This window comes from Micromonospora sp. WMMD723, assembly GCF_049863385.1.
Classification (GTDB): domain Bacteria; phylum Actinomycetota; class Actinomycetes; order Mycobacteriales; family Micromonosporaceae; genus Micromonospora; species Micromonospora wenchangensis.
In genome coordinates, this window is record NZ_JBMKNR010000001.1 from 2721336 (window position 1) to 2744028 (window position 22693).

26 protein-coding genes are annotated in these 22693 nt (G+C 74.4%); 16 read left to right on the top strand and 10 right to left on the bottom strand.

The features are described 5' to 3' along the window. Nucleotides 1–75: 75 nt before the first annotated feature. Nucleotides 76–702 (bottom strand): DUF1003 domain-containing protein, encoded by a 627-nt coding sequence (locus tag ACN261_RS12415; RefSeq protein WP_421485361.1) that lies wholly within the window; start codon nt 700–702, stop codon nt 76–78. Continuing rightward, nucleotides 695–1999, bottom strand: coding sequence for a magnesium transporter MgtE N-terminal domain-containing protein (locus ACN261_RS12420; protein ID WP_421485363.1), 1305 nt, complete (start codon nt 1997–1999; stop codon nt 695–697). The genes ACN261_RS12415 and ACN261_RS12420 overlap by 8 nt, the downstream gene beginning before the upstream one ends. A 33-nt stretch (nt 2000–2032) precedes the next feature. On the opposite strand from ACN261_RS12420, the gene ACN261_RS12425 reads away from it, so the two are divergent. The 4 genes from ACN261_RS12425 to ACN261_RS12440 all read left to right on the top strand — a co-directional run bounded on the left by ACN261_RS12425 (nt 2033) and on the right by ACN261_RS12440 (nt 6915). Next, the gene (locus ACN261_RS12425; protein ID WP_421485365.1) at nt 2033–2902 is read left to right on the top strand and encodes a PhzF family phenazine biosynthesis protein; all 870 of its coding nucleotides are present in this window, start codon (nt 2033–2035) and stop codon (nt 2900–2902) included. Between the two features lie 61 nt (nt 2903–2963). Next, complete coding sequence (locus ACN261_RS12430) at nt 2964–3497, top strand: hypothetical protein (protein ID WP_421486985.1); 534 nt, start codon at nt 2964–2966, stop codon at nt 3495–3497. A gap of 155 nt (nt 3498–3652) precedes the next feature. Further along, nucleotides 3653–4615: a DMT family transporter gene (locus ACN261_RS12435; RefSeq protein ID WP_421485366.1), complete on the top strand. Its 963-nt coding sequence runs from the start codon at nt 3653–3655 to the stop codon at nt 4613–4615. 98 nt (nt 4616–4713) lie between these two features. Next, on the top strand, nt 4714–6915 hold the full coding sequence (locus tag ACN261_RS12440) for an amino acid permease (RefSeq protein ID WP_421485367.1): 2202 nt from the start codon (nt 4714–4716) through the stop codon (nt 6913–6915). Between the two features lie 91 nt (nt 6916–7006). Here the strand turns inward: ACN261_RS12440 and ACN261_RS12445 are convergent, their stop codons facing one another. Continuing rightward, a complete protein-coding gene (locus ACN261_RS12445) occupies nt 7007–7174 on the bottom strand; it encodes a hypothetical protein (RefSeq protein WP_421485369.1) in 168 nt (55 codons plus the stop codon). A 155-nt stretch (nt 7175–7329) separates the two neighbouring features. Between ACN261_RS12445 and ACN261_RS12450 the strand changes: the two genes are divergently transcribed. Next, complete coding sequence (locus tag ACN261_RS12450; RefSeq protein WP_421485370.1) at nt 7330–7599, top strand: hypothetical protein; 270 nt, start codon at nt 7330–7332, stop codon at nt 7597–7599. A gap of 86 nt (nt 7600–7685) precedes the next feature. Here ACN261_RS12450 and ACN261_RS12455 read toward each other — a convergent pair whose 3' ends face one another. Together ACN261_RS12455 and ACN261_RS12460 are read right to left on the bottom strand one after the other, a co-directional pair. Then, entirely contained in the window at nt 7686–8510 is an 825-nt protein-coding gene (locus tag ACN261_RS12455) for an SDR family NAD(P)-dependent oxidoreductase (protein WP_421486986.1), read from the bottom strand. Nucleotides 8511–8637: 127 nt separating this feature from the next. Then, nucleotides 8638–9198: a DUF4190 domain-containing protein gene (locus ACN261_RS12460; RefSeq protein ID WP_421485372.1), complete on the bottom strand. Its 561-nt coding sequence runs from the start codon at nt 9196–9198 to the stop codon at nt 8638–8640. Between the two features lie 185 nt (nt 9199–9383). On the opposite strand from ACN261_RS12460, the gene ACN261_RS12465 reads away from it, so the two are divergent. Further along, a complete protein-coding gene (locus ACN261_RS12465) occupies nt 9384–10220 on the top strand; it encodes an SDR family NAD(P)-dependent oxidoreductase (protein ID WP_194823078.1) in 837 nt (278 codons plus the stop codon). Here the strand turns inward: ACN261_RS12465 and ACN261_RS12470 are convergent, their stop codons facing one another. The 4 genes from ACN261_RS12470 to trxA all read right to left on the bottom strand — a co-directional run bounded on the left by ACN261_RS12470 (nt 10221) and on the right by trxA (nt 13036). Continuing rightward, a complete protein-coding gene (locus ACN261_RS12470; protein WP_420116766.1) occupies nt 10221–10454 on the bottom strand; it encodes a DUF4190 domain-containing protein in 234 nt (77 codons plus the stop codon). A gap of 591 nt (nt 10455–11045) precedes the next feature. Beyond that, nucleotides 11046–11453, bottom strand: a complete 408-nt coding sequence (locus ACN261_RS12475) for a CoA-binding protein (protein ID WP_204927368.1) — start codon at nt 11451–11453, stop codon at nt 11046–11048. 88 nt (nt 11454–11541) lie between these two features. Then, nucleotides 11542–12588, bottom strand: a complete 1047-nt coding sequence (locus ACN261_RS12480; protein ID WP_421485374.1) for an Rv2578c family radical SAM protein — start codon at nt 12586–12588, stop codon at nt 11542–11544. An 85-nt stretch (nt 12589–12673) separates the two neighbouring features. Beyond that, nucleotides 12674–13036: a thioredoxin gene (trxA, locus tag ACN261_RS12485; protein ID WP_088647038.1), complete on the bottom strand. Its 363-nt coding sequence runs from the start codon at nt 13034–13036 to the stop codon at nt 12674–12676. A gap of 665 nt (nt 13037–13701) precedes the next feature. Between trxA and ACN261_RS12490 the strand changes: the two genes are divergently transcribed. The 10 genes from ACN261_RS12490 (at nt 13702) to ACN261_RS12535 (ending at nt 21668) form a co-directional block, all read left to right on the top strand. Beyond that, the gene (locus tag ACN261_RS12490; RefSeq protein WP_421485376.1) at nt 13702–14193 is read left to right on the top strand and encodes a hypothetical protein; all 492 of its coding nucleotides are present in this window, start codon (nt 13702–13704) and stop codon (nt 14191–14193) included. Nucleotides 14194–14291: 98 nt separating this feature from the next. Beyond that, nucleotides 14292–14915 (top strand): TrmH family RNA methyltransferase, encoded by a 624-nt coding sequence (locus ACN261_RS12495; protein WP_421485378.1) that lies wholly within the window; start codon nt 14292–14294, stop codon nt 14913–14915. Nucleotides 14916–15046: 131 nt separating this feature from the next. Further along, nucleotides 15047–15748, top strand: a complete 702-nt coding sequence (locus tag ACN261_RS12500) for a DUF6758 family protein (RefSeq protein WP_307821490.1) — start codon at nt 15047–15049, stop codon at nt 15746–15748. Nucleotides 15749–15864: 116 nt separating this feature from the next. Further along, the gene (locus ACN261_RS12505; RefSeq protein WP_165942702.1) at nt 15865–16023 is read left to right on the top strand and encodes a hypothetical protein; all 159 of its coding nucleotides are present in this window, start codon (nt 15865–15867) and stop codon (nt 16021–16023) included. 6 nt (nt 16024–16029) lie between these two features. Further along, the gene (locus ACN261_RS12510; RefSeq protein WP_421485380.1) at nt 16030–16896 is read left to right on the top strand and encodes a PH domain-containing protein; all 867 of its coding nucleotides are present in this window, start codon (nt 16030–16032) and stop codon (nt 16894–16896) included. Between the two features lie 103 nt (nt 16897–16999). After that, entirely contained in the window at nt 17000–17914 is a 915-nt protein-coding gene (locus ACN261_RS12515) for a SigE family RNA polymerase sigma factor (RefSeq protein WP_425850161.1), read from the top strand. A gap of 56 nt (nt 17915–17970) precedes the next feature. Continuing rightward, nucleotides 17971–19161 (top strand): hypothetical protein, encoded by a 1191-nt coding sequence (locus ACN261_RS12520; protein ID WP_425850163.1) that lies wholly within the window; start codon nt 17971–17973, stop codon nt 19159–19161. A 23-nt stretch (nt 19162–19184) separates the two neighbouring features. After that, nucleotides 19185–20051 (top strand): PHP domain-containing protein, encoded by an 867-nt coding sequence (locus ACN261_RS12525; RefSeq protein ID WP_421485385.1) that lies wholly within the window; start codon nt 19185–19187, stop codon nt 20049–20051. A gap of 40 nt (nt 20052–20091) precedes the next feature. Then, entirely contained in the window at nt 20092–20706 is a 615-nt protein-coding gene (locus ACN261_RS12530) for a MarC family protein (protein ID WP_421485387.1), read from the top strand. A gap of 125 nt (nt 20707–20831) precedes the next feature. Further along, nucleotides 20832–21668: a RecB family exonuclease gene (locus ACN261_RS12535; RefSeq protein WP_421486987.1), complete on the top strand. Its 837-nt coding sequence runs from the start codon at nt 20832–20834 to the stop codon at nt 21666–21668. A 36-nt stretch (nt 21669–21704) separates the two neighbouring features. Here ACN261_RS12535 and ACN261_RS12540 read toward each other — a convergent pair whose 3' ends face one another. Then, on the bottom strand, nt 21705–22559 hold the full coding sequence (locus tag ACN261_RS12540) for an oxygenase MpaB family protein (RefSeq protein ID WP_425850165.1): 855 nt from the start codon (nt 22557–22559) through the stop codon (nt 21705–21707). Nucleotides 22560–22693 lie beyond the last annotated feature (134 nt).

The window sequence follows — 22693 nt, forward strand, 5'->3', positions numbered from 1 at the left end:
GAATCGATCGACCGGCCGGGGCCGCCCCGCCCTACCGGACAAAACCGGACGATCACGTACGTCACCCCGGCCCGCTCAGTTCTCCGGGCGGCGGCCGTCGCGCACGTAGTCGCCGTCCAGATCGTCGCGCGGCTCGTCGAGCGGTGGTTCGCCCCCACCGGACCGCCCCTCACCCCGCCCGCCCGGTCGCTCCGGCTGCCGCAACTCCCGCTTCTGCCGCCGCTGCGCCGCCGCGTCCAGCTCCTCGGCCAGCCGGGCCAGCTCCGAGCGGAGGAAGTCCCGGGTCGCCACCTCGCCCAGGGCGATCCGCAGCGCGGCCACCTCCCGGGCCAGGTACTCGGTGTCCGCCTTCTGCATCGTCGCCCGGCGACGGTCCTCCTCCAGCGCCACCCGGTCCCGGTCGGTCTGCCGGTTCTGCGCGAGCAGGATCAGCGGGGCCGCGTACGACGCCTGCAACGACAGCACCAGGGTCAGGAACGTGAACGTGTACGGGTCGAAGCGCAGGTCCGCCGGGGCCAGGGTGTTCCAGCCGAACCACAGCGCGATCACCACCGTCATGTAGACGATGAAGTTCGCCGTGCCCATGCCCCGGGCGATCCCCTCCGACCAGCGGCCGAACGCCTCCGGGTCGAACCGGGGCAGCTTGACGCCCCGGGGCTCACGCGGCTGGTCCAACCGCTCGGTCCGCCGCTGCTCAGCCATCGGAGTCACCGCCTACCGGCGTGGTGTCCGGCTCCGCCTCGTCCGCGCCCGGGGCGGACACGGCGTCGCGGTCCCGCCAGTCCCGGGGCAGCGAGTGGTCGAGCACGTCGTCGACGGTGACCGCGCCGACCAGCCGGTTGTTCCGGTCGACCACCGGCATCGCCACCAGGTCGTAGGTGGCCATCCGGCGGGTTATCTCCGGCAGCGGGGTGGTCGGCCGCAGCGGGTCGATGTCGTTGATCACCACCCCGCCGAGCAGGTCGGCCGGGGGCTCGCGCAGCAGCCGCTGGAAGTGCACGATGCCCAGGTAGCGGCCGGTCGGTGTGGTCATCGGGGCACGGGTCACGAAGACCTGCGCGGCGATCGCCGGGGAGAGCTGCTCCTCCCTGATCCGGGCCAGCGCCTCGGCGACCGTGGCGTCCGGCGGCAGGATCACCGGCTCGGAGGTCATCACGCTGCCCGCCGTACCGGAGGTGTACTTGAGCAGCTGACGGACCGGGTCGGCCTCGTCCGGCTCCATCAGGTCCAGCAGCACGTCCTGCTCCGGCGGGGGCAGCTCGTTGAGCAGGTCGGCGGCGTCGTCCGGGTCCATCTCCTCCAGTACGTCGGCGGCTCGTTCCCGGTCCAGCGCGGCGAGGATCTCCACCTGGTCGCGTTCGGGCAGCTCGCCGAGCACGTCGGCGAGACGTTCGTCGTCGAGGGCCGCCGCGACCTCGTTGCGCCGGGCGTCGGGCAGATCCTGCAGCGCGTTGGCCAGGTCGGCGGGGCGCATGTCCTCCAGTACGGCCAACAGGTTGGCCGTACCCCGGTTGTCGGCGAGGCCGCTCAGCCCGCGTACCCGGTCCCAGTCCACCTGGTGCAGGTGGCCACGGCGGGTCAACCGGCTGGTCTGCTCGCGGACGGCGACCCGGGACAGCGACCACTCGCCACCCCGGCTGCACTCCATCGCCACGTCCACCACCGCGCCGGGCTGGCCGCCCGGGTCGAGCTGCACCCGCCGGTCCAGCAGTTCCTGGAGGACGAGCAGCTCGTTGGGGCGTTTGGAGAAGCGGCGCAGGTTGAGGGTGCCGCTGCCGAGGACGACCGCGTCGGCGTCGATGGAGGTGATCCGGTTGATGGACAGGAAGATCCGGCGGCGCATCGGCATCTCGGCCACCAGCCCCACCACCTCGGGTGGACGCTGGGTCGGCCGGATCCGGGCGACCGCGTCGCGGACCCGCCCCACCTGGTCGCCGTTCGGGTCGAAGACGGCGACTCCGGCGAGTCGAGCGATGTAGACCCGGTTCGGCGTGCTCACGGCCACCAGCCTAAGCGCCTAGTGTTTATCACCATGTCGACCCTGGGCTACGAGATCGTGGACGTCTTCACCGACCGCCCGTTCGCCGGCAACCCCCTGGCCGTGGTGTTCGGCGCCGAAGCGCTGGCCACCGAGCAGATGCAGGTGCTGGCGATGGAGTTCAACCTGTCGGAGACGGTGTTCGTGCTGCCGCCGACCCAGGTGGGTGCCACCTACCGGGCCCGGATCTTCACCCCGACCGGGGAACTGCCCTTCGCCGGTCACCCCAGCGTCGGCGCGGCGGTCACCGCCAGCCGCCGGGGCCTGTTCCCCGCCGGGTCGGTCAGCCAGGAGTGCCACGCCGGGGTGCTGCCGATCGAGGTGACCGCGACCGGTGCCACCCTGACCGGCGGCACCCCCACCCTCGGGCCGGAACTCGACCCGGAGCCGCTGCTGGAGATGGCCGGGCTCACCGCGGCCGACCATGCCGGACCGGCCCCCCGGGTGGCCGGTTGCGGACTGGAGTTCCCCTACCTGCCGGTGCACCCCGACGCGGTGGCCCGCGCCCGGGTCAACACGGCCGCCGCGCAGCGGTACGGGGTGGAGCACGTCAGCGTGTTCTCCTGGGACGCCGACACGCGCACCGCCCACGCCCGGGTCTTCGTGCCGGGGCTCGGGGTGCCCGAGGACCCGGCCACCGGCTCGGCCGCCCTGGGGCTGGGCGTGTGGCTGGTCGCCAGCGGCCTGCTCCCCGGCGTCGGCCGCAGCGGGTACGCCGTCCGGCAGGGCGTGGAGATCGGCCGCCCGTCCGCCCTGGCCTGCACGGTGACCGCCGAGGACGGGACGGTGGTCGGCACGACGGTGACCGGTCAGGTGATGCCGGTCGCCCGGGGCGAGATCATCGTCCCGCCGTTCGTCGGGTGACCGGGCCGGCACCGTCACCGTCCGGGCCGGCGGTGGCGGTCGGGTGCCGTCCGGGTGGTAGCTGCGAGAGGATGCGGGTGTGACGGACGAGGTGGACGCCTCCCGGTCGACGCCACTGGTCGACGAGGCGATCAAGAAGGCCGCCGTGGCCTGGGTGGGGGTCGGCGACGGGCCGGCGGTCGCGCTGTGGTGCGTACCCCTGGAGGGGTCGTTGTTCGTGGTCAGTGGGCCGGGGGAGCAGACCGCGCCGGGGCTGGCGGACGCCGGCACCGCCCGGGTGACCCTGCGCGGCGACCACGGCGGGCGCATCGTGACCTGGCCGGCGCGGGTGACCCGGCTGGCTCCGGGCAGCCCGGAGTGGGAGACCTCCGCGCCGCTGGTGGCGGCGAAGCGGCTCAACGCCTCCGGCCCGACCGCCGACCTGGTGGCCCGCTGGGCGGCCGACGGCTGCGCGCTGACCCGGCTCGCCCCGGACGGCGCGCCGGACGCCGGGGCTGCCCTGCCCGACACCTCGCTGGCCGCCGAACCCCGGGGCGCGGCCGTGGTCCGCGCCACCCGCAAGCCGTTCCGCCTGCACCGGGTGCGCCGCCGCTGACCCACCGGCCGTCGCCGCCGGGCACCGCTGACCAGCGCCCCACCGGCTCACTGCCCGCCCGCGCCGACCCGCGCCCCACCGGCTCACCGCCCGACCGCGCCGACCCGCGCCCGGTGTCCACCTGAGCGCCGCCGCCCGTGTGAGGATGACCCACCGTGTCCTCCGCCGCACCGCCGCCGCGTCCGCCCGTCGACCCGCTCACCGTCGGCGTCCTCGCGCTCGCCGTCGCGTCGGTCTCGTCGTCGGCCCCGCTGATCGCCTTCGCGGCGGCACCGGCGCTGGCCGTGGCGTGCTGGCGGAACCTGCTCGCGGTCACCGTGCTCGCCCCGTTCACGCTGGCCCGCCGCCGCGCCGAACTGCGTGCCCTGACCGTGGGGGCGGGCCGCCGCGAGGGCTGGTACTGCGTGCTGTCCGGGGTGGCGCTGGCCGCGCACTTCGCCACCTGGATGCCGAGCGCCCAGCTCACCTCGGTCGCGGCGGCCACCGCACTGGGCGCCACCCAACCGGTCTGGCAGGGGCTGATCGCCCGCTGGCAGGGCCGGCGCTTGTCGTACCCCGTCTGGGTCGGCATCGGGGTGGCGGTGACCGGCGCGGTGCTGGCGACCGGCGCGGACGTCGGGGTCTCCGGCCGGGCCCTCGCCGGTGACCTGCTCGCGGTCGTCGGCGGGATGTTCGCCGCCGTCTACACCGCGTTCGGTGAACGCGCCCGCGCCACCATCAGCACCGCCACGTACACCACCATCTGCTACGGCGTGTGCGCGGCGATCCTGCTGCTGGTCTGCCTGGTCACCGGGGTACGCCTGCACGGCTGGGGCACCAGCACCTGGGTGGCGATCGTCGGGCTGGTCGTCGGGGCCCAACTGCTCGGCCACTCGATGTTCAACCACGCGTTGCGCCGGGTGTCGGCGACCACGATCAGCGTGCTGATCCTGCTGGAGGCCCCCGGCGCGGCGCTGATCGCCTGGGCCTGGCTGGGGCAACTGCCCCGCCCGTCCGCGCTGCCCGGGTTGGCGCTGCTGCTCGCCGGGGTGGTCGTGGTGGTGCTCGGCGGTGCCCGTACGGGCCGGCGTGCCACCCCGGCGGCGCTGCCCGCCGACGCCGCCCCACCGGCACCCTGACCGCCCGCCCGGCCACCGCAGGTCCGTTCGTCGCTATTCCGTCCGAACGGCGGGCACGGGACCCGTCCGCACGTGAGAGTGCGGGGGGAGGTGGGGCGATGGCGGGGCGCAGCGCGGACGACGACCGCGGCGGCACCGTGGTCACCCCGTCGGCCGAGTTCCCGCCGCTCACGCCGGCGGAGGTGGACGCCCTGCGCCGGGTCGGCGCGCACTGGCGCGTCGGCGCGCCGCCCGCCCTGCCGGTCGACCCGACCCTGGACCGCTACCGGAACCGCCCCACCCCGGGCCGGTTCAGCCGGCTGGCCCCGATCGCGCTGTTCCGGCCGGCACCTGGGGCACCGGCCGGACGGGACGGGCTGGTCGCCGCCGAACGGGCCGACCAGCCGGACTCCCCCCTCGGCCGACGGCTGGGCCGGGTCCGCCGGGTGCTCCTCGGCCCACCACTGGCCAGCGCCGCCGTACTGCACGAGCGGATGCGCAAACTGGTGGCCCTGCCGGTGCTCTCCTCCGATCTGCTCAGCTCGGTCGCGTACGGGCCGGAGGCGTTGCTGACCGTGCTGGTGCTTGCCGGCAGCGGGGCGCTGGGCCTGGCGCTGCCCCTGTCGGCCGGGCTGGTGCTGCTGATGGTGGCCGTCGGGATCTCGTACCGGCAGACCATCCCGGCGTACCCGCACGGGGCCGGGTCGTACCTGGTGGCGGGGGACAACCTGGGGGTCGGGGCGGGGCTGACCGCCGCCGCCGGGCTGATGCTCGACTACGTGCTGACCGTGTCGGTGTCGATCGCGGCGGGCGTGCACGCGATCACCTCGGCGCTGCCGGGGCTGACGCCGTTCGCCGTGCCGCTCGGGGTGCTGGTGATCCTGCTGCTGCTCGCCGGCAACCTGCGCGGGGTACGCGCCGCCGGCAACCTCTTCGTCCTGCCCACGTACGCCTTCGTGGCCGCCGTGCTGGGGTTGCTCGTGGTCGGCTACCTGCGGGCGGCGGGCCGGGGTTTCGCGCCGGTGGCCCCGCCGGTGGTGCCGGCGACCCAGGGGCTGGGGCTGCTGCTGGTGCTGCGGGCGTTCGCCTCCGGGGCGGTGTCGATGACCGGCATCGAGGCGGTCTCCAACGCGGTCCCGGCGTTCCGGACGCCGGAGTGGCGCAACGCGCGCACCACGCTGACCTGGATGGTGGCGATGCTGGTGGTCCTGTTCGCCGGGCTGACCCTGCTGATCCACCTGGCCGGCCTGGTGCCCCGCCCCGGCGAGACGCTGCTGTCCCAGCTCGCCCGGGTCACCTTCCCCACCGGCCCGTGGTACGCCGTCGTCCAGGTGACCACCGCGCTGATCCTGCTGCTGGCCGCGAACACCGCGTTCAACGACTTTCCCCGGTTGCTGTTCTTCATGGCCCGCGCCGGTCACGCGCCCCGCCGCTTCCTGCACCTGGGCGACCGGTTGGCTTTCGGCAACGGCCTGGTCGCGCTGGCCGCGACGGCGATCGTGGTGTTCGTGGCGTTCGGGGGCCACACCGAGAAGCTGATCCCGTTGTACGCGGTGGGGGTGTTCCTCGCCTTCACCCTGTCGCAGAGCGGCATGGTGGTGCACTGGCGGCGGCACCGGGGTGACGGCTGGCAGCGGCGGGCGCTGGTCAACGGGGTGGGCGCGATCCTGTCCGGCCTGGTGCTGCTCACCGCGGCGGTGGCGAAGTTCACCGAGGGCGCCTGGGCGGTGGTGGTCGCCGTACCGCTGCTGGTGCTGCTCTTCGACCGGATCCACAGGCACTACCGCACCCTGCACGCCGCCCTGGCCCTGCGCCCCCCACCCCCGGACGCCGGGGCCGCCGGTCGTGGGCCCGCAGCCGGGCCGTCGGGCGCGCCGACGTCCCGGCCCGTCGAGGGCGAGGAGCTGCCGCAGGAGCTGCGCCACCTGGTGGTGGTCCCGGTGGTACGCCTCAACCGCGCCTCGATGCGCGCCCTGGCGTACGCGGTGTCGCTGGGCCGGCCGACGCTGGCGGTGCACCTCGCCCCGGAGGACGCCGAGGCGGACCGGTTCCGGGAGCAGTGGCGGGCCTGGGGGGACCACGTCCGGCTGGAGACGATCGTCTCGCCGTACCGGGCGGTGGTCGGGCCGCTGGCGCACTACCTGGAGGCGCTGCGGGCCGCCGCGCCGGAACTGGTGCTGACCGTGGTGGTGCCGGAGGTGGTGCTGCGCCGGCCGGGGCACCGCCTGCTGCACAGCCGTACCGGCCAACGGCTGCGCCGGGCCCTGCGCGCCCTGCCCGGCGTGGTGGTCACCACCGTCCCCGTCCACGTCGTCGAGTGAGGGTGACTCCGGCGGCGCAGGGCGGTCGCCGTCACGTCACGGTTCGCGGTCCGGTTGGGTGGCGGCGACTTCGATCACCGCCCATGCCCGATCATGCGCTCCTGCTCTCATACGTCAGGATGAGGTCGACAAGGAGGATCGGCGTCATCGCTGCCGCCCCGACGAATGCCGCCTGCCAGACCGGCAGATCCGCGATGAATCCGACGACGGCCAGGGTCAGCAGTGCCACCGGATACGCAACCCGCCCGTGACGCGCCATGACCCGACTGTAGCGACCGCCGGCACCTGCCGAGCAAGCCGCGAACAGGTCCCCGGCTGACCGTCGAGCAATGCGTCGCCGGGGCCGCCAAGGAGAACATCAGGATCGTGGAGATTTGTTGTCGCTCCAGCAGCAACAGATCTCCACAGAGCAGGGTGTCTCCGCAGGGCCTGCTCGTTCGTGCCGACTGGCCTCAACTACCGGCTGAGCACCGGGCTGCCCACCTCATCGATGCCGCCCGCGCCTACCTTCGGCCCGGCAACCTCGCTGCCGCCGGGCATACCCTCCTTGATGCTGACATCACCGCCCCTGCCGAGGTCCGTCACCGGCCGTACGCCCGTACCGTGATCGCCGAGATCGCCCGCAGCGGCCCGGCGGCGGCCGGCGTGACCCGGCTGGCCGCCATCGTCGGCCTGACGCGGTGACTCGATCGGGTGCGGGCGCAGGGGTGCCCGAGCATCCCGCGATGGCCACGTCGGTCCCGGGCCGGAACAGTCAGTGTGGGGCCTGGTCAGGTGTCGAGGCCGACGGCGGCGGCGCTGGCGGCCCAGAGGCGCGCGGCAAGCGCCGGGTCGGTGGCGCGCGGCCAGGGCCGGCGCAGCCGCCGGTCGGCGTAGTAGCCACCGTCGACCAGCCGGGACGCCGGCTGGTTGGCCAGCCAGACCAGCGTCTCCGCGCCCTTCTCCGGGCTGCGGAACGGCATCACCCGCATGCCGAGGGCGACCAGCCGGCTGTCCGCGCCGAACCGGGTCCGCACCACCCCCGGATGGAACGAGTACGCCGACACGTCGGGCCAGCGCCGGGCAGCCTCGGCGGCGAACAGGATGTTGGCCTGCTTGCTGGTGCCGTACGCGCGCATCGGCCGGTAGCGGCGCAGCGCGGCGTTGAGATCGTCCGGGTCGAGGGTCCCGCTGCGGTGCGCGCCGGAGGCGGTCACCACCAGCCGGCCGACCCGGTCGACCAGCAGGTTGCTCAGCAGGAACGGGGCCAGGTGGTTGGCCTGGATCGACAGTTCGAACCCGTCGACCGTGCTGAGCGGCTGCAACACGATCGCCCCGGCGTTGTTCGCCAGCACGTCGATCCGGTCGTACGCCGCCCGCAGCCGCTCGGCGAGCCCGCGTACGTCGTCGAGCACGGCGAAGTCGGCGCGGAACAGTTCGGGGCGTTCGCCGGACGCCTCGCGTACCCGGTCACCGGCGGCCTGAAGGCGGGCCGGGTCCCGGCCGACCAGCGCCACCCGGTCGCCGCGCCGGGCCAGCGCCACCGCGGCGGCCAGGCCGATGCCCGAACTGGCCCCGGTCACCACCACGGTCCGCCGCCCGGCGACGTCTTCCACAGGTCCATCCACCCCGGTCACGGCACGAGGTTACCGTGGAGTCACCACGTCCACGGGGGCCGTCGGCTTCTCGTCACGTGCGGGTGACCGGGTGGGCCGCCCAGGGTGCCCGGGGCGGCCCCACCGCTCAGTACGAGGTGCCGTAGCCGGTCGTCGACTCCTGGTTGGCCAGCCAGACGAAGAAGACCACCATGGCGATGGTGGCCAGCACCGCGATGACGGTGGAGATCCACCCGACGACGATGCCGGCGGTGGCGAAGCCCGCGCCGCCCTCCCCCCGTTCCCGGATCTGCCGCCGGGCCACGTGGCCGAGGATCGCGCCGATGAGGCCGATGTAGCCGCCGAGCCCGTAACCGCACAGCCCGATCGCGCCGATGATCGAGACGATCATCGAGGCGATGGCGAGGCCGTTCTGCGGCGGCGGGGGCTGGTAACCGCCGTAACCGGCGTATCCCATCGGCTGCGGGTAGCCGGGCTGCGGGTAGGCGGCAGCGGCGGCGTACGGGTCGACCGGGGCGGCCTGGGCGGGGATGCCCGGCGCGCCCGCGTACGGGTCGGCCGGGGCGTACGGGTCCTTGGCGACCGGTGGGGACGAGATCGGCGGGCCGTCGGCCTGCAGTGTCGGGTCGGGCTGCTGGGCCGACCAGGCCGGGTCCGACCAGCCGTCGGAGGGCGGGGGATAGGTCATCTGATCTTCTCCGTCGCATGTAGGTGCGCCGTCAGGGTAGCCAGGACCACACAGTGGCGAGGTCGGCCCCGTGGTGGCTCGTTGCCCGCACCCGGCCGAGCGGGCAGGATGCCGGCATGGCTATCGACGCGCGTGGGGCCGACCGATCCGGCAGCCGACCGAGGCGGGACGTGAGCCGCCCCGGCCTGGCCCGGCGTACCCGCGCCACCACCGGTGGCAGCCAACCCGGCCAGGACGAGCCGGTGCCGCTGCCGGACCCGGTGACCATGCGGCTGGACGGCCGGGTCGCCCTGGTCACCGGCGCGGGCAGCGCCGACGGCATCGGGTACGCCACCGCCCGTCGACTGGCCGACCTGGGCGCCCGGGTGGCGATCGTCTCCACCACCCGGCGCATCCACGAGCGGGCCGGTGAGCTGGGCGTGACCGGTTTCGTCGCCGACCTGACCGACGAGTCGGAGGTCGGCGCGCTCGCCGACGCGGTCGCCGAACAGCTCGGTGACGTCGAGGTGCTGGTCAACAACGCCGGCCTGGCCAGCCGGGCCAGCCCCGAGGTGCTCCGCCCGGTGGCCCAGCTCAGCTACGACGAGTGGCGCGGCGAGATCGACCGGAACCTGACCACGGCGTTCCTGTGCAGCCGGGCCTTCATCAGCGGGATGGCCGAGCGGGGCTGGGGGCGGATCGTCAACCTCTCGGCCACCGCCGGGCCGGTCAACGCCCTGCCCACCGAGGCGGCGTACGCGGCGGCCAAGGCGGGGGTGGTCGGGCTGACCCGGGCCCTGGCGATGGAGATGATCGCCGACGGGGTGACGGTGAACGCGGTGGCCCCCGGCACCATCTACACGGCGGCCTCCACGATGGCGGAGATCAAGCAGGGGCTCGGCACCCCGGTCGGCCGCCCCGGCACCCCCGACGAGGTGGCCGCCGCGATCAGCTTCCTCTGCTCGCCGGCGGCGTCGTACATCACCGGGCAGATGCTGGTGGTGGACGGCGGCAACAGCGTCCGGGAGGCGCAGTTCCGCTGATCAGTAACCGGTGCCGGTGCTGCTGCCGACGCCGGCCACCACGACGAGGGCGAGCCAGCCGCAGCAGACGAGCACCCCGATCGCGGTGAACGCGTAGCTGAGCACCAGCCCCCAGGTGGCGAGTTGGTCGCCCTCCTCGCCGGTCCGACGGATCTGCCGTTTCGCCAGGTGGCCGAGGACTATGCCGGCCGGTGCGAAGACGATGGCGAACACCAGGGACAGGATCGCCAGCACGTTGGTCCCGCCGCCACCCGGTGGTCCGTACGGCCCGGGTGGTGGGTGGCCCCACCGCTGTTCGCCCGGCTGCTTCCCCCACGGCTGCTGTTCCCAGGCCGGCCCGCCGTGGGGCGGCTGTTCCCAGGCCGGTGGCTGTTCCCACGCCGGTCCGCCCGGCGGCGTGGCGGCCGGCTGTTCGCCCGACGGTGGACCGGTCCAGCCGGGTGCCCCGGGCGGAGGGGCCGACCCGCCCGGCTGACCGATGCCCGGGGACCCACCGGCCGGACCCGCCTCCGCCGGCCGTTGCGGGGTTGACGGTTCGGACTGCTGCGCCCGGGGGGACGGCTCGGATGGTCGGGCCCACGCCGACGGCTCGGGCGCAGCCGGGCTCCACGGTCCCTCCGGTGGGACGGGTGCGGGCGGGGTGGCCGGCTCGCCGGGTGACTCGTACGGTGACGGCGGCTGCTCCGGCTCGCCCGGTGGCGTATTCACGGTGCCCGCCCTCCGCCGCAGGTCAGTGGCCTCTCTCCAGCGGACGCTACCGGCGCGCGGTGCGGCTTTTCACCCGGTTGACGCCGGGTCACCTCGTCGGGGCGGGTCGGGGACCGGTCAGGGAAGCCGGGACAGGCCGGCGGCGGCCCGCTCGACGATCAGGCAGCGGTCCTCGACGTAGTCCATGCCTGCCGCTTCGGCGATCCGCCGCGCCTCGGCGGAGACGATGCCGAGCTGGAGCCAGACCGCCGGCGCGCCGATCGCCGCCGCCTGTCGGACCACCTCGACGGCGTCGCGGGCCGGGCGGAAGACGTTCACCAGGTCCACCGGGTGCGCGATGTCGGCGAGCGACGGGTACGCCCGCTCGCCGAACAACTCGTCGACGGTCGGGTTGACCGGAATGATCCGCCAGCCGTACCGCTGCATCTGCGCCGGCACCCGGTGTGCGGCCTTGCCCGGGTCGCGGGACGCGCCCACGACGGCGATCACGGCGGAGTCGGCGAGGAGCTGCTGTGCGGTCCGCATCCGCCGAGCCTAGCCCGATTCCGGGCGGGTGGGCCCGGCTGCCGGGGCCCGGCTCTGCCCGTACGCCGCAGGTGCCCGACCGGCCCGCTCAGAGCAGGGCGAGCTGTTCGGGGGCGGGTGCGGGCGGTGGGGTCGGCATGCGGCGGGTGTCGCCGGGCTCGCTGCGGTGCAGGCCGTGCCGGCGGGCCGCGATCCGCACCCGGGCGGTCAGCTCCCGCTGGTACGCCTGCGGCGGGTAGGCCCCGGACCGGTACAGCTCGCGGTAGCGGGGGACCAGGTGCGGGAACTCCCGGCCGAGCCAGTGCGCGTACCACTGGCGGGCACCGGGGCGCAGGTGCAGGGCCAGCGGGGTGACGCTGGTGGCACCGGCGGCGGCGATGGCCGCGAGGGTGGCGTCGATCGACGCGTCGTCGTCGCAGAGGCCGGGCAGGATCGGCGCCATCAGCACCCCCACCTCGAAGCCGGCGTCGGTGAGCCGGCGGACCGCGTCGAGCCGGCGGCGCGGGCTCGGGGTGCCCGGCTCCACCGCCCGCCACAGGGCCTCGTCGACGAAGGCCACCGAGAACGACAGGCTGACCCGGGTGACCTCGGCGGCCTGACGCAGCAGCGGCAGGTCGCGCAGGATCAGCGTGCCCTTGGTGAGGATCGAGAACGGGTTGGCGAAGTCCCGCAGTGCCGTGAGGATCGGCGGCAGCAGCCGGTAGCGGCCCTCGGCGCGCTGGTAGCAGTCGACGTTGGTGCCCATCGCGATGGCCGCGCCGCGCCAGCGCGGTGCGGCCAGCTCACGGCGGACCAGCTCCCCGGCGTTGACCTTGACGATCACCTTGCGGTCGAAGTCCGCGCCCGCGTCGAGGTCGAGGTAGGTGTGCGAGTTGCGGGCGAAGCAGTAGACGCAGGCGTGGGTGCAGCCCCGGTACGGGTTGATCGTCCAACTGAACGGCACCTGCGACCCGCCCGGCACCCGGTTGATGATCGACTTGGCCTGCACCTCGTAGAAGGTCATGCCGGCGAAGTCGGGGGTGTCGAACGTGCGGGTGACCGCTCCGGGCAGCGCCAGCGGCAGGGGTGGCGTCGCTGGCGCTGCCCGGTCGGGACGCTCCTCCTCCGGGGGAGCGGAGAGGTGGTCCCAGCGCATGCCGTTCATTCGAACATGTGTGCGAGCGTGGCGCAAGTGAAGCGCCGGCGGTCGGGCCGTCGGGCCCGACCGCCGGCGGCGGTGGTCAGTGCTGGTGGTTGGCGAGCTGCTTGCGGACGTCGTCCATGTCCAGCGCCTGGACCTGCTCGATCAGGTTCTCCAGGGCCGACTCGGGCAGCGCGCCGGGCTGGGCGAAGACGATCACGCCGTCCCGGATCGCCATGATCGTGGGGATCGAGCGGATGTCGAACTTGGCGCCCAGCTCCTGCTGCGCCTCGGTGTCGACCTTGCCGAAGGTGATGTCGGGGTGCTTCTCCGACGAGCGCTCGTAGACCGGGGCGAACCGCTTGCACGGGCCACACCACTCGGCCCAGAAGTCGACCAGCACGATGCCGCTGCTCTCGGTCACCTCGTCGAAGTTGGCCGTGGTCAGCTCAACGGTTGCCATTGGACTCTCCGATCAGCGCGGATTGCTTTTTCCGTCCGGTAGAACCAGGTGGTACCCCGGCAAATTCCCGGGTGGGAGGCGCCGAAACCGGCCACCGGGAAGCGCCGATCACGCTCATCGAGCTGCATCTGTCGATGCGCGCGTGCGGATTGCACTTGCACGACGCATTTGCGTGACGGCCCGTGATGGGAGCGTTTCCAGGGAGATCGCCGCCCGGAGCAGCCAACATGCGTCAACTTGTCGCCTGACAAGGTACTACTTCACCTGCGGAGATCGCTCTCTCGTTGATCGTTAGTGACTCTGAGTATTGTTACGAAAAGATAAATGTGACCTCCGTCTCTGTCCGTTCATCGTCGCGGTGGGGCAGAATCTTCGACATCAGAGCGTGGGCGGCGGGTGCCGGGGAGGGCCCCGCCGCTCATTGCGTCTCCCCCCGGGTGGGCCCGGGAGTGACATTTCGCCGTCACCCGCCGCCCGGTGTCTCCTTAACCAGCGGTAAGGCAGGTCGGGTCGACCGCCGGTAAGGCATGCCGAGTCGTGCCCACCGCTACCAGACGGCGACACGCGGGTGCCCGTACCGCGACCCCGGTGGCGGGCGGGCGCGGATCGCGCCGGGACGAGCCCGCCACCCGTCCGGCGGGCTTATGCTGACGGCGGAGGTCCTGATGAGCCACTCCCTCGCCGGAGAGCCGCCCTCTGCCGGACGGCGTGCCGCACCGCTGACCACCGCCGTCTACTCCGCCACCGAGTGGGACCTGCTCACCACCCTGCCCGGTCGGGTGCTGGTGGCCGCCGCCTCACCCGGTCCCGGTCGCCCGCCCCGGGACGTCACCGCCGGCCTCGTCGGGCTGGACGCGCTCGCCGCCGGCCGAGCCTCCGACAGCGACCTCGTCCGCGCCGTGGTCGCCGCGATCTACGCCCGGCACGACGGCGCGACCGCTGCGGTCCGCGGGCCCTGCGGCCCGGCGGACCTGCCGCCGGCCTGCCGGGCCGCCGTCCGGGTGCTGCGCCGCCGGGCCGACCCCGCGGACTCCGCCGCGTACCGGCAGTGGGTGGAGTCGGTGGCGGTCCGGGTCTGCCGCACCGGTGTCCCCGACCCCATCGACCAGCGGTTCCTGGACCGCCTCGGCGACGCGTTGGGCCTGCGCGGGCGGTGAGGGCGCGACGGTCCGGCGGACCCGGGCGGGCGCCCCGGAGGACACCGGTCGGGGTGGCGCACGCGGCCCGCCGCGGCGGGCCGTACCCTCTTGGAACCGTGACCGAGGACCAGCTCGACGTGGGTGTCGGACCGTGGCCGGGCGACCCGCCGGACGACCCGCGCTACGACCCGGAGCTGCTCGCCGCCGGCGACCGGCGCAACGTGGTGGACCGCTACCGTTACTGGCGGCGGGAGGCCGTCGTGGCCGACCTGGACACCCGGCGGCACGAGTTCCACGTGGCCATCGAGAACTGGCAGCACGACTTCAACATCGGCACGGTGGTCCGCAACGCCAACGCCTTCCTCGCCGCCGAGGTGCACATCGTCGGGTTGCGCCGGTGGAACCGTCGGGGCGCCATGGTCACCGACCGGTACCAGCACGTCCGGCACCATCCGACGATCGAGGAGTTCGTCGGCTGGGCCGCCGGGCGGGAGCTGCCGGTGGTCGGCATCGACAACCTGCCCGGTAGCCGGCCGTTGGAGACCACCACCCTGCCCCGGCGCTGCGTGCTGCTCTTCGGCCAGGAGGGGCCGGGGCTGTCCGCCGCCGCCCGTACCGCCTGCGACCAGCTCTTCTCGATCGCCCAGTACGGCTCGACCCGGTCGATCAACGCCGGGGTGGCCAGCGGCATCGCCATGCACGCCTGGGTACGCGCCCACGCCGCCGCCCCGCCCGCCTGACCCCTACCCGCCCGACCCGCACCCCACCACCGACCGCAGGAATTCGCGGCACGGGCGCTGAGGTGGGGAAAAGGGCGGCACGTCCGTGGCGGCGGCTTGACGCCGACGCGTCGCCGGGCCACGGTGGGGATGTGAGTGTCGTGGTGAGTTGTCCGAGGTGTGCGGGTCAGGTACGCCCACCGGACCTGATGCACGGTGAGTCGCGGTGCGTCAGGTGCGGACCGGTCGCCCCGCTGCACGTGCCCGAGCACATCGACGCCGACATCGTGGCGAGCGTGGTGGACCGGGTGGCCGCCGAGAGTGACCCGCAGCGGCCCGCGCTGCCGCTGTGGTGCCCGTGGCCGCTGCCGTCCGGCTGGACGGTGACCGGGGTGGCCTGGGCCGGTGACGAGGCCGGTGGCGTCCGCGCCACGGCCGTCGCGTGCGCCGGGCCGGCGCCGCTCGGTGGTGGACCGGCCGAACTGGTCCTGGTGGCCGAGGAGCCGGGGGTGGGACTGGGCACCCGGTTCGCCGGGGTGGCCGGCCCGGACCCCGGTCCAGAGTTGACGGAGGTGCTGGCCGGGCCCGGTCCCGGCCCTGGTCACCCCGAGCATGTCGAGCCGGCGCGGATCAGGGTGGGCGGTCATCCGACTCCACTGTGGTTAATCAATTCGGCAACGGATCGAAGCGCGTACGCCGGTGAGGCTCGGGGAATGTGGCTCCATGCGATAGCCTGGCCGGCGAGCGCGGGTCACCTCCTCGCGGAAGATGTCGTCCTGCACGACCTCACCGAGTGGACTCCGCCCGAGCTCGTGTACGGCGCTCCATCCCCGTACCTGCACGGAGGGGCCTGACGGTCCTCCGGGTGAGTCGGAGATGGGACGCAGATATTCACGCTACGACATCATGCTGATACTCTGGGTGCCGCTGCGGTAAACGGACCCGGCGCCGCGCGAGAGGATGGCCCGCTATGGTCAAGAAGGTCCTCACCTGGGCCGGTATCGCATTCTTGATCTTCTTCGTTGCCTACCGGCCAAACTCGGCAGCGGACGTCTTCAAGTCGCTCGGCGGTGGCATCGTGGACATCGCCCAGGGCTTCGGCGACTTCTTCACGAGCCTCGTCGCCTAACCCCCGATGGGCAGCCCCTCCGGACCCCCGTTCGACCCGGACGATCCCGGCCGGGACCGCCGGGAGCGGGACACCGAGCCGATCCCGAGGTACCGACCCGACGACGGGCCGGCCTACGGGTCCGGTGCGGGACCCACCGGCGGACCGTCCTTCTCGGACGACGCCGGCTACGGCGACGCCCCGGGATTCGGCGGACAGGGGCGGACCTGGGTCCGTGACCCGGAGGCGGGCTACCAGCAGCCGGTCATCTCCGAAGAGGAACTGGCCGGCCTGCGGTCCGACGCCCAGGGCATGACACCCCGCCGGGTGCTCCCCCTGGAGGACGAGCCCAGCTCCCTGGTCGCCCGCTACCTCTTCCCCACCGAGCGCTACCGGGGTGAGTGGAAGCGGCACTGGATCCACCTCGGCACCCCGATCGTCATCGGGGTGGCGGCCACCTTCATCCTCGGCTACCTCTCCGGCTTCCTCGCCGGGCAGGACGTCGGCGCCCTCACCACCATCGCCGTGCTGCTCTGGTTCGCGGTGATGGGCTGGGTCGCGTGGAAGGTCGCCGACTGGTGGTACGACCGGTTCATCCTGACCAACAAGCGGGTCATGGTGGTCAACGGCATCGTCACCCGCAAGGTCGCCATGATGCCGCTGGCCCGGGTCACCGACATGAAGTACGAGCAGACCCCCACCGGTCGGGCCCTCAACTACGGCACCTTCGTGCTGGAGTCCGCCGGCCAGGAGCAGGCGCTACGGGAGATCAAGAATCTGCCCAACCCGAACGAGCTCTACCTGCGGGTCGTCGAGGAGATGTACGAGCCGCAGGCGGTCGAGGCCCGGTTGGGCAAGGAGGCCGACGAGGCGAAGGCCGACGACGGCGCCTGAAGGTTTTCGTCCGTACGTCGGGTGAACTGCCCACCTTCCGCCGTCGACCGGACCCTGTCCGGCGTGACAGCCTGCCAGACAGGACGGGGTGCGGAGGTGAGCGGTGGCCGACCGGGATCCGCTGGAGGACGAGTTCCGCGACTTCGTCGCGGCGCGCTCCGGCGCCCTGCTGCGTACCGCGTACCTGCTCGCCGGGGACTGGGCCACCGCCGAGGACCTGCTCCAGACCGCGCTGACCAAGACGTACCTGGCCTGGCGGCGGTTGGGCGGGATCGAGGCGGTCGAGCCGTACGCCCGACGGGTGATGGTCAACACGTCCACCAGTTGGTGGCGGCGTCGATGGCACGGTGAGCGCCCCACCGAGGTGCTGCCCGAGCGGGCCGGGGTGGACGAGATCGAGCAGCAGCTCGACCGGGACGCCCTCTGGCGACACCTGCGCATGCTGCCGGCCCGGCAGCGGGCGGTGCTGGTGCTGCGCTACTACGAGGACCTGTCCGAGGCCCAGACGGCGGCCCTGCTGGAGATCTCCCCCGGCACGGTGAAGAGCCAGACGTCGCGCGCCCTGAACACCCTGCGCCGCCGGCTCGCCGCCGAAGGGCTGGACGACCTCGCCGCCGACCCGACCGGCCGCCCCACCCCGGGCGTCCCGACGGCCCGCCCGACCACCACCGCCCGGCCCTCCCTCGCCGCCCGTACGCCGACGCCCGACCGGGCCACCGGCGCAACCCGGGCACCCGCGCCGGGCCGGACCCCGGTCGGTGGGGAGCGGCGCGCCACCCGCACCGGCCCGCCGGTGGAGGCGACCAGGTTGCCCGCTGCGGAGCATGCCGGGGTGCTGCCCGCCCCCGACCGCACCGGCCCGCCACCCGCCCTCGCCGCTGTGCCGCCCACCCGGGTCGGCGTCTCCCCACCGGGAGTGGCACCCGCCGGGACCGGCGACGACCCGCCGACGGCCCAGCCGGTCGGCGCGGGCACCCGACCGAACCCGACCACCGCGGTCGCTGCGGAGAGCCGATGAAACCCTCCTCACCCCGGTCGGACAACCAGACCGGTGCCCCCGGGCGTCCATTCGCCGTGACGCACGACGACCCGCTGGAGCAGGCGCTGCGGGAGACCCTCGTCCAGCGGGTCGCCGTACCGCACCGGCTGCCCGCCGACCCGGCCGGGGTGGCGCTCGGGCGGGCCCGGCGGGCGCGACGACGGCGTACGGTCACCGGGCTCGCCCTGGCCGGCGTGGTGACCGCCCTGGCCACCGGGGGGATGAGCCAGCTCGGCGGGCAGGCGGACCGCCCCACCACGCCGACCGTGGTGCTCGGCGACCCGCGCGGGGTGGCCAGCCTGTCCGCCGGGCCGGTCGCGCCCGCCCCGCCGCAGCAACCCGCCGACGGCGCGGTCGACCTGGTCGTCGCCGGCACCCTGGTCACCGCCGCCGGGCAACGGTACGAGCTGGGCGTCGGGCCGGTCGAACGCGCGCAACGGCTGCCCGACCACGGCGGCTGGCTGCTGACCGGGGCGGTCACCGCGGCCGGCCGTACCCTCTGGGTGGTGCCCGCCGGGGGTGAGCCCCGGGCGTTGCTCGCCGGGGCGGACGAGATCGCCCTGTCGCCCGACGGCCGGCAGGTGGCCTGGCGTGACGACGGCCGGCTCTTCGCCGCCGTGATCGTCGCCGGTCAACTCATCGCCCTCGTGACCGGACCACCCGCCGACGCGGTGCCGGTCCGGTTCGTCGGCGACCGGGTGCTGCTGCGCGCCGGTTCCGCAGGCGGCCACCGGTGGTGGCGGCCGACGCCCGGCGGGTCACCCGGGCCCGTCGCCCCGGACGTCCTCGACGTCTACGGGACCATGCCGGACGGCCGGTTGGTCGCCCGGGTGCCTGCCGGGGCCCGGAGCGGCCTGGCCGTGCTCGACCCCGACCTCACCCCGGCCACCACCCGGGGAGCACCGACGCCCGCCGACGACGGCCGGGGTGCGGTCTCTCCCGACGGGCGCTGGCTGCTGGTCAACGGCCGGGTCGCCGGGGTGGACGGCGCGGTCCTGGTCGACCTGACCGGCACCGCCGCGCCGTCGCGGACCGCCGGCCCGATGATCGACGGCGTGGTGACCTGGACGGACGCCCGGACGGCGGGGTACGTCGACCCGGACGGCGCGCTGGTCCGGCTGCGCCCCGCCGAGGCGCTGGCGGGCCAGCGGGCCACCTCGACCCCGGTCGCCGGGGTCGCCGACGGCGTCCGACCGGTGCTGGTGACCGGCACCGACCCGGGGTGACCTGCCCGGGTAGCGTCGGGATCATGCCCGCGCGCCCGCTGATCGACCTGCACGCCCACTCCACCGCCAGCGACGGCACGCTGGGCCCGGCCGAACTGGTCCGGGCCGCCGCCGACGCCGGGTTGGACGTCGTGGCGATCACCGACCACGACACCACCGCCGGGTGGGCGGCGGCGGTCGACGCGTTGCCGGCCGGGCTCAGCCTCGTCCGGGGCGCGGAACTGTCCTGCCGCTGGCAGGGCGCCCGACCGGCGCTCCCGCTGCACCTGCTGGCGTACCTGTTCGACCCGGAACACCCCGAGCTGGTCGCCGAGCTGGTCCGGGTACGCCAGGCCCGGGAGGCACGCGGGGAACGGATCGTCGAGCTGCTGCGCGCCGACGGGATCGACGTGAGCTGGCCGGAGATCCTGACCGCCGCCGACGGGGGCACGGTCGGTCGCCCGCACATCGCCGCCGCGCTGATCCGGGCCGGCCTGGTCGCCACCACCACCGAGGCGTTCGGCCCGCAGTGGCTGGGGCAGCGGTACCGGCTACCCAAGGAGGACATCGACGTGTTCCGGGCCGTGGAACTGGTCCGGGCGGCCGGCGGCGTGCCGGTGTTCGCCCACCCCCGGGCCAGCCGGCGGGGGCGGATCGTCCCCGACGCGCTGCTCGCCGAGCTGGCCGACGCGGGGCTCGCCGGCCTGGAGGCCGACCACGAGGACCACACCCCCGCCGAGGCGGCGCACGTCCGGGGGCTCGCCGCCGACCTGGGCCTGCTGGTCACCGGCTCGTCGGACTTCCACGGTAGCCACAAGAGCGTCCGGCTGGGCGCGCACACCACCGCCGTGGAGGCGTACGAGCGGATCGTCGCGGGGTCCTCCGGAGTGACCGGCGTCGCTTCCGGCTGATCCGCGTTTCGCCTGCCAGCGGCACCGCTACCCTCGTCCGGTGGATCTCAAGCTCTTCGGTGAGGTCTTCGTGACCCTGCTGGTCATCGTCGACCCGCCGGGCATGATGCCGATCTTCCTCGCCCTGACCGGCCCGCTGCCGGCCCGTGACCGTAACCGGGCCGCCTGGCAGGCGGTCGCGTTGGCGCTCGGCGTCATCGTGGTCTTCGCCGTCGCGGGCCAGACCCTCCTCGCCTACCTGCACGTCGACCTGCCGGCGTTGCAGGCGGCCGGCGGCCTGCTGCTGATCCTGGTGGCGCTGGAACTGCTCACCGGCAAGGCCGACGACCCCAGCCAGCAGGCCACCTCCAACATCGCCCTGGTGCCGCTGGGCACCCCGCTGCTGGCCGGGCCCGGCGCGATCGTGGCGACCATGCTGTTCGTGCAGCAGTCCGAGGGCGTCGGGCAGGTCTCGGCGATCGCCGCCGCGATCGTCGCGGTGATGCTGGCGGTCTGGGTGGTGCTGCGGTTCTCCGGCGGGATCGTCAAGATCCTCCGGCCGGGCGGCATCGAGGTGCTGACCCGGATCGCCGGCCTGCTGCTGGCCGCCATCGCCGTGCAGCTCATCGCCGACGCGGTGGCCGCCTTCGTCACCCAGTACGTGAACATGGGCTGACCCGTCGTCGTGCCGCCGTCGGGCTGTCGTACCGGGCTGGCAGGATCACGGGGGTGCGACGAGCCTCCTCCGCCGGCACCCCCCGGCCCCGCTCCGGCCAGCCCGAGCAACTCGGCTTCGCCGGCATGCCCGAACGGCTCTTCACCTGCACACCCAGCAAACTCGGCGCGTACGCCGACTGCCCCCGGCGCTACCGCTACGCTTACCTCGACCGACCGGCCCCGCCCAAGGGCCCGCCGTGGGCACACAACTCGCTCGGCGCGAGCGTGCACACCGCCCTGAAGAACTGGTATGCGCTGCCCGCCGACCGGCGGCGTCCCGAGGCGCTGCCCGCCCTGCTCAAGGGCACCTGGGTCCGCGAGGGCTACCGCGACGACGAGCAGGAACGCGCAGCCTACCAGCGGGCGCTGGGCTGGCTGGAGGGCTACGTCGCGACCCTCGACCCCGGCGACGACCCGCTGGGCGTGGAACGGGTGGTCGCCGTCAAGACGGCAGTGCTGGCCTTCAACGGGCGGGCCGACCGGATCGACTCCCGTCCCGGCCCGGACGGCCCCGAACTGGTCATCGTCGACTACAAGACCGGCCGTACCGGGCTGGACGCCGACGACGCACGCGGCTCGCAGGCGCTCGCCCTCTACGCGTACGCCGCCGAGCGGACGTTCCGCCGGCCCTGCCGCCGGGTGGAGCTGCACCACCTGCCGACCGGCACCGTCGCCGGGCACGACCACAGCGAGGAGTCGCTGGCCCGGCAGCTCAGCCGCGCCGAGGACACCGCGCGGGACATCATGGCCGCCGAGCGGGCGGTCACCGAGGGGGCCGACCCGGACGAGGCGTTCCCCACCGTGGCCGGGCCCCGCTGCGGCTGGTGCGACTACCGCCGTACCTGCCCGGTCGGCGCGCAGACCCCCGGCCGGGAGCCGTGGTCGGCGATCGACCGTCCCGCCGCTCCGCAGGCCGACTGACCGGCCTCCCGCGTCGGGGCGGCCCGTCCGGGGCGGTCAGGCGGCGACGGTGAGGCGGGCGGCACGGTCCTTCGCCGCCTGCTGGATCGGGCTCTCCCGCCAGTTGCGGGGCAGCGCCGTCAGGGCCAGCCGCAGCGTCCGGACGCTCAGGTCGGCCGACAGCGCGGTGGTGGGCAGCCCCAGGCCGCCGTAGAGCCGCAACGCCCACGGTGGCAGCAGCCCGAGCGCCGTGCCGGCCACCCCGAAGTACGCCCAGCGTGGCGGCCCCAGGCTCAGCCCGAGGCGGGCCGGTCGGTTGAGTTTCCACGGGATCGGCGGGGCGGTCAGGAACAGCGCGGTCTCCGCCGCCTCCTTCGTCATCCGCAACTCGGGCCGGACCGCCCGGTAGTACTCGGCCACCTCGGCGGCGCTACCGGGCACCCCGGCCGGGTCCAGCCCCACCAGCGCGGCGGCCCGCCGCTGCTCGGCGTAGTACCCGTCCACCTCGGCGTCGGTCAGCGACAGACCGGCCCGGCGGGCGGTGCCGACGAACGACTCGACCTCGGTGACGTGCACCCAGCGCAGCAGGTCCGGCTCGTCGATCCGGAACCGCTCCCCGGTGAACAGGTCGGTGGCGCGCAGCCGGCCGTGCAGGGCCCGCAACCGCCGGCCGGCCCGCTCGGCCTCGGCGGTGGTGCCGTAGACGACCGTGTCGACGTACGTGCCGGTGCGTACCAGCCGGCCCCAGGCGTCCGACCGGTAGTTGCTGTTCTGGGCCACCCCGGCCATCGCCCGGGGGTGCAGGGCCTGGAGGTAGAGGGAACGCAGGCCGGCGACGATCAGGATCGGCTCGTCGTGCACCTTCCAGGTGACCGAACCGGGACCGAAGAGGCCGAGATCGTCGGTGTCCACCCGTCAACAGTGCCACGCCCGGCCGGGAACCGCCGGCCGTCGGGGCGCTGCCCGGGGTACCGCCGGGCGGGATGAACCGGAGCGGCCTTCGCCGCGTGTACGCCTACGGGGCAGGTCGCGACGTACGCTGTCTG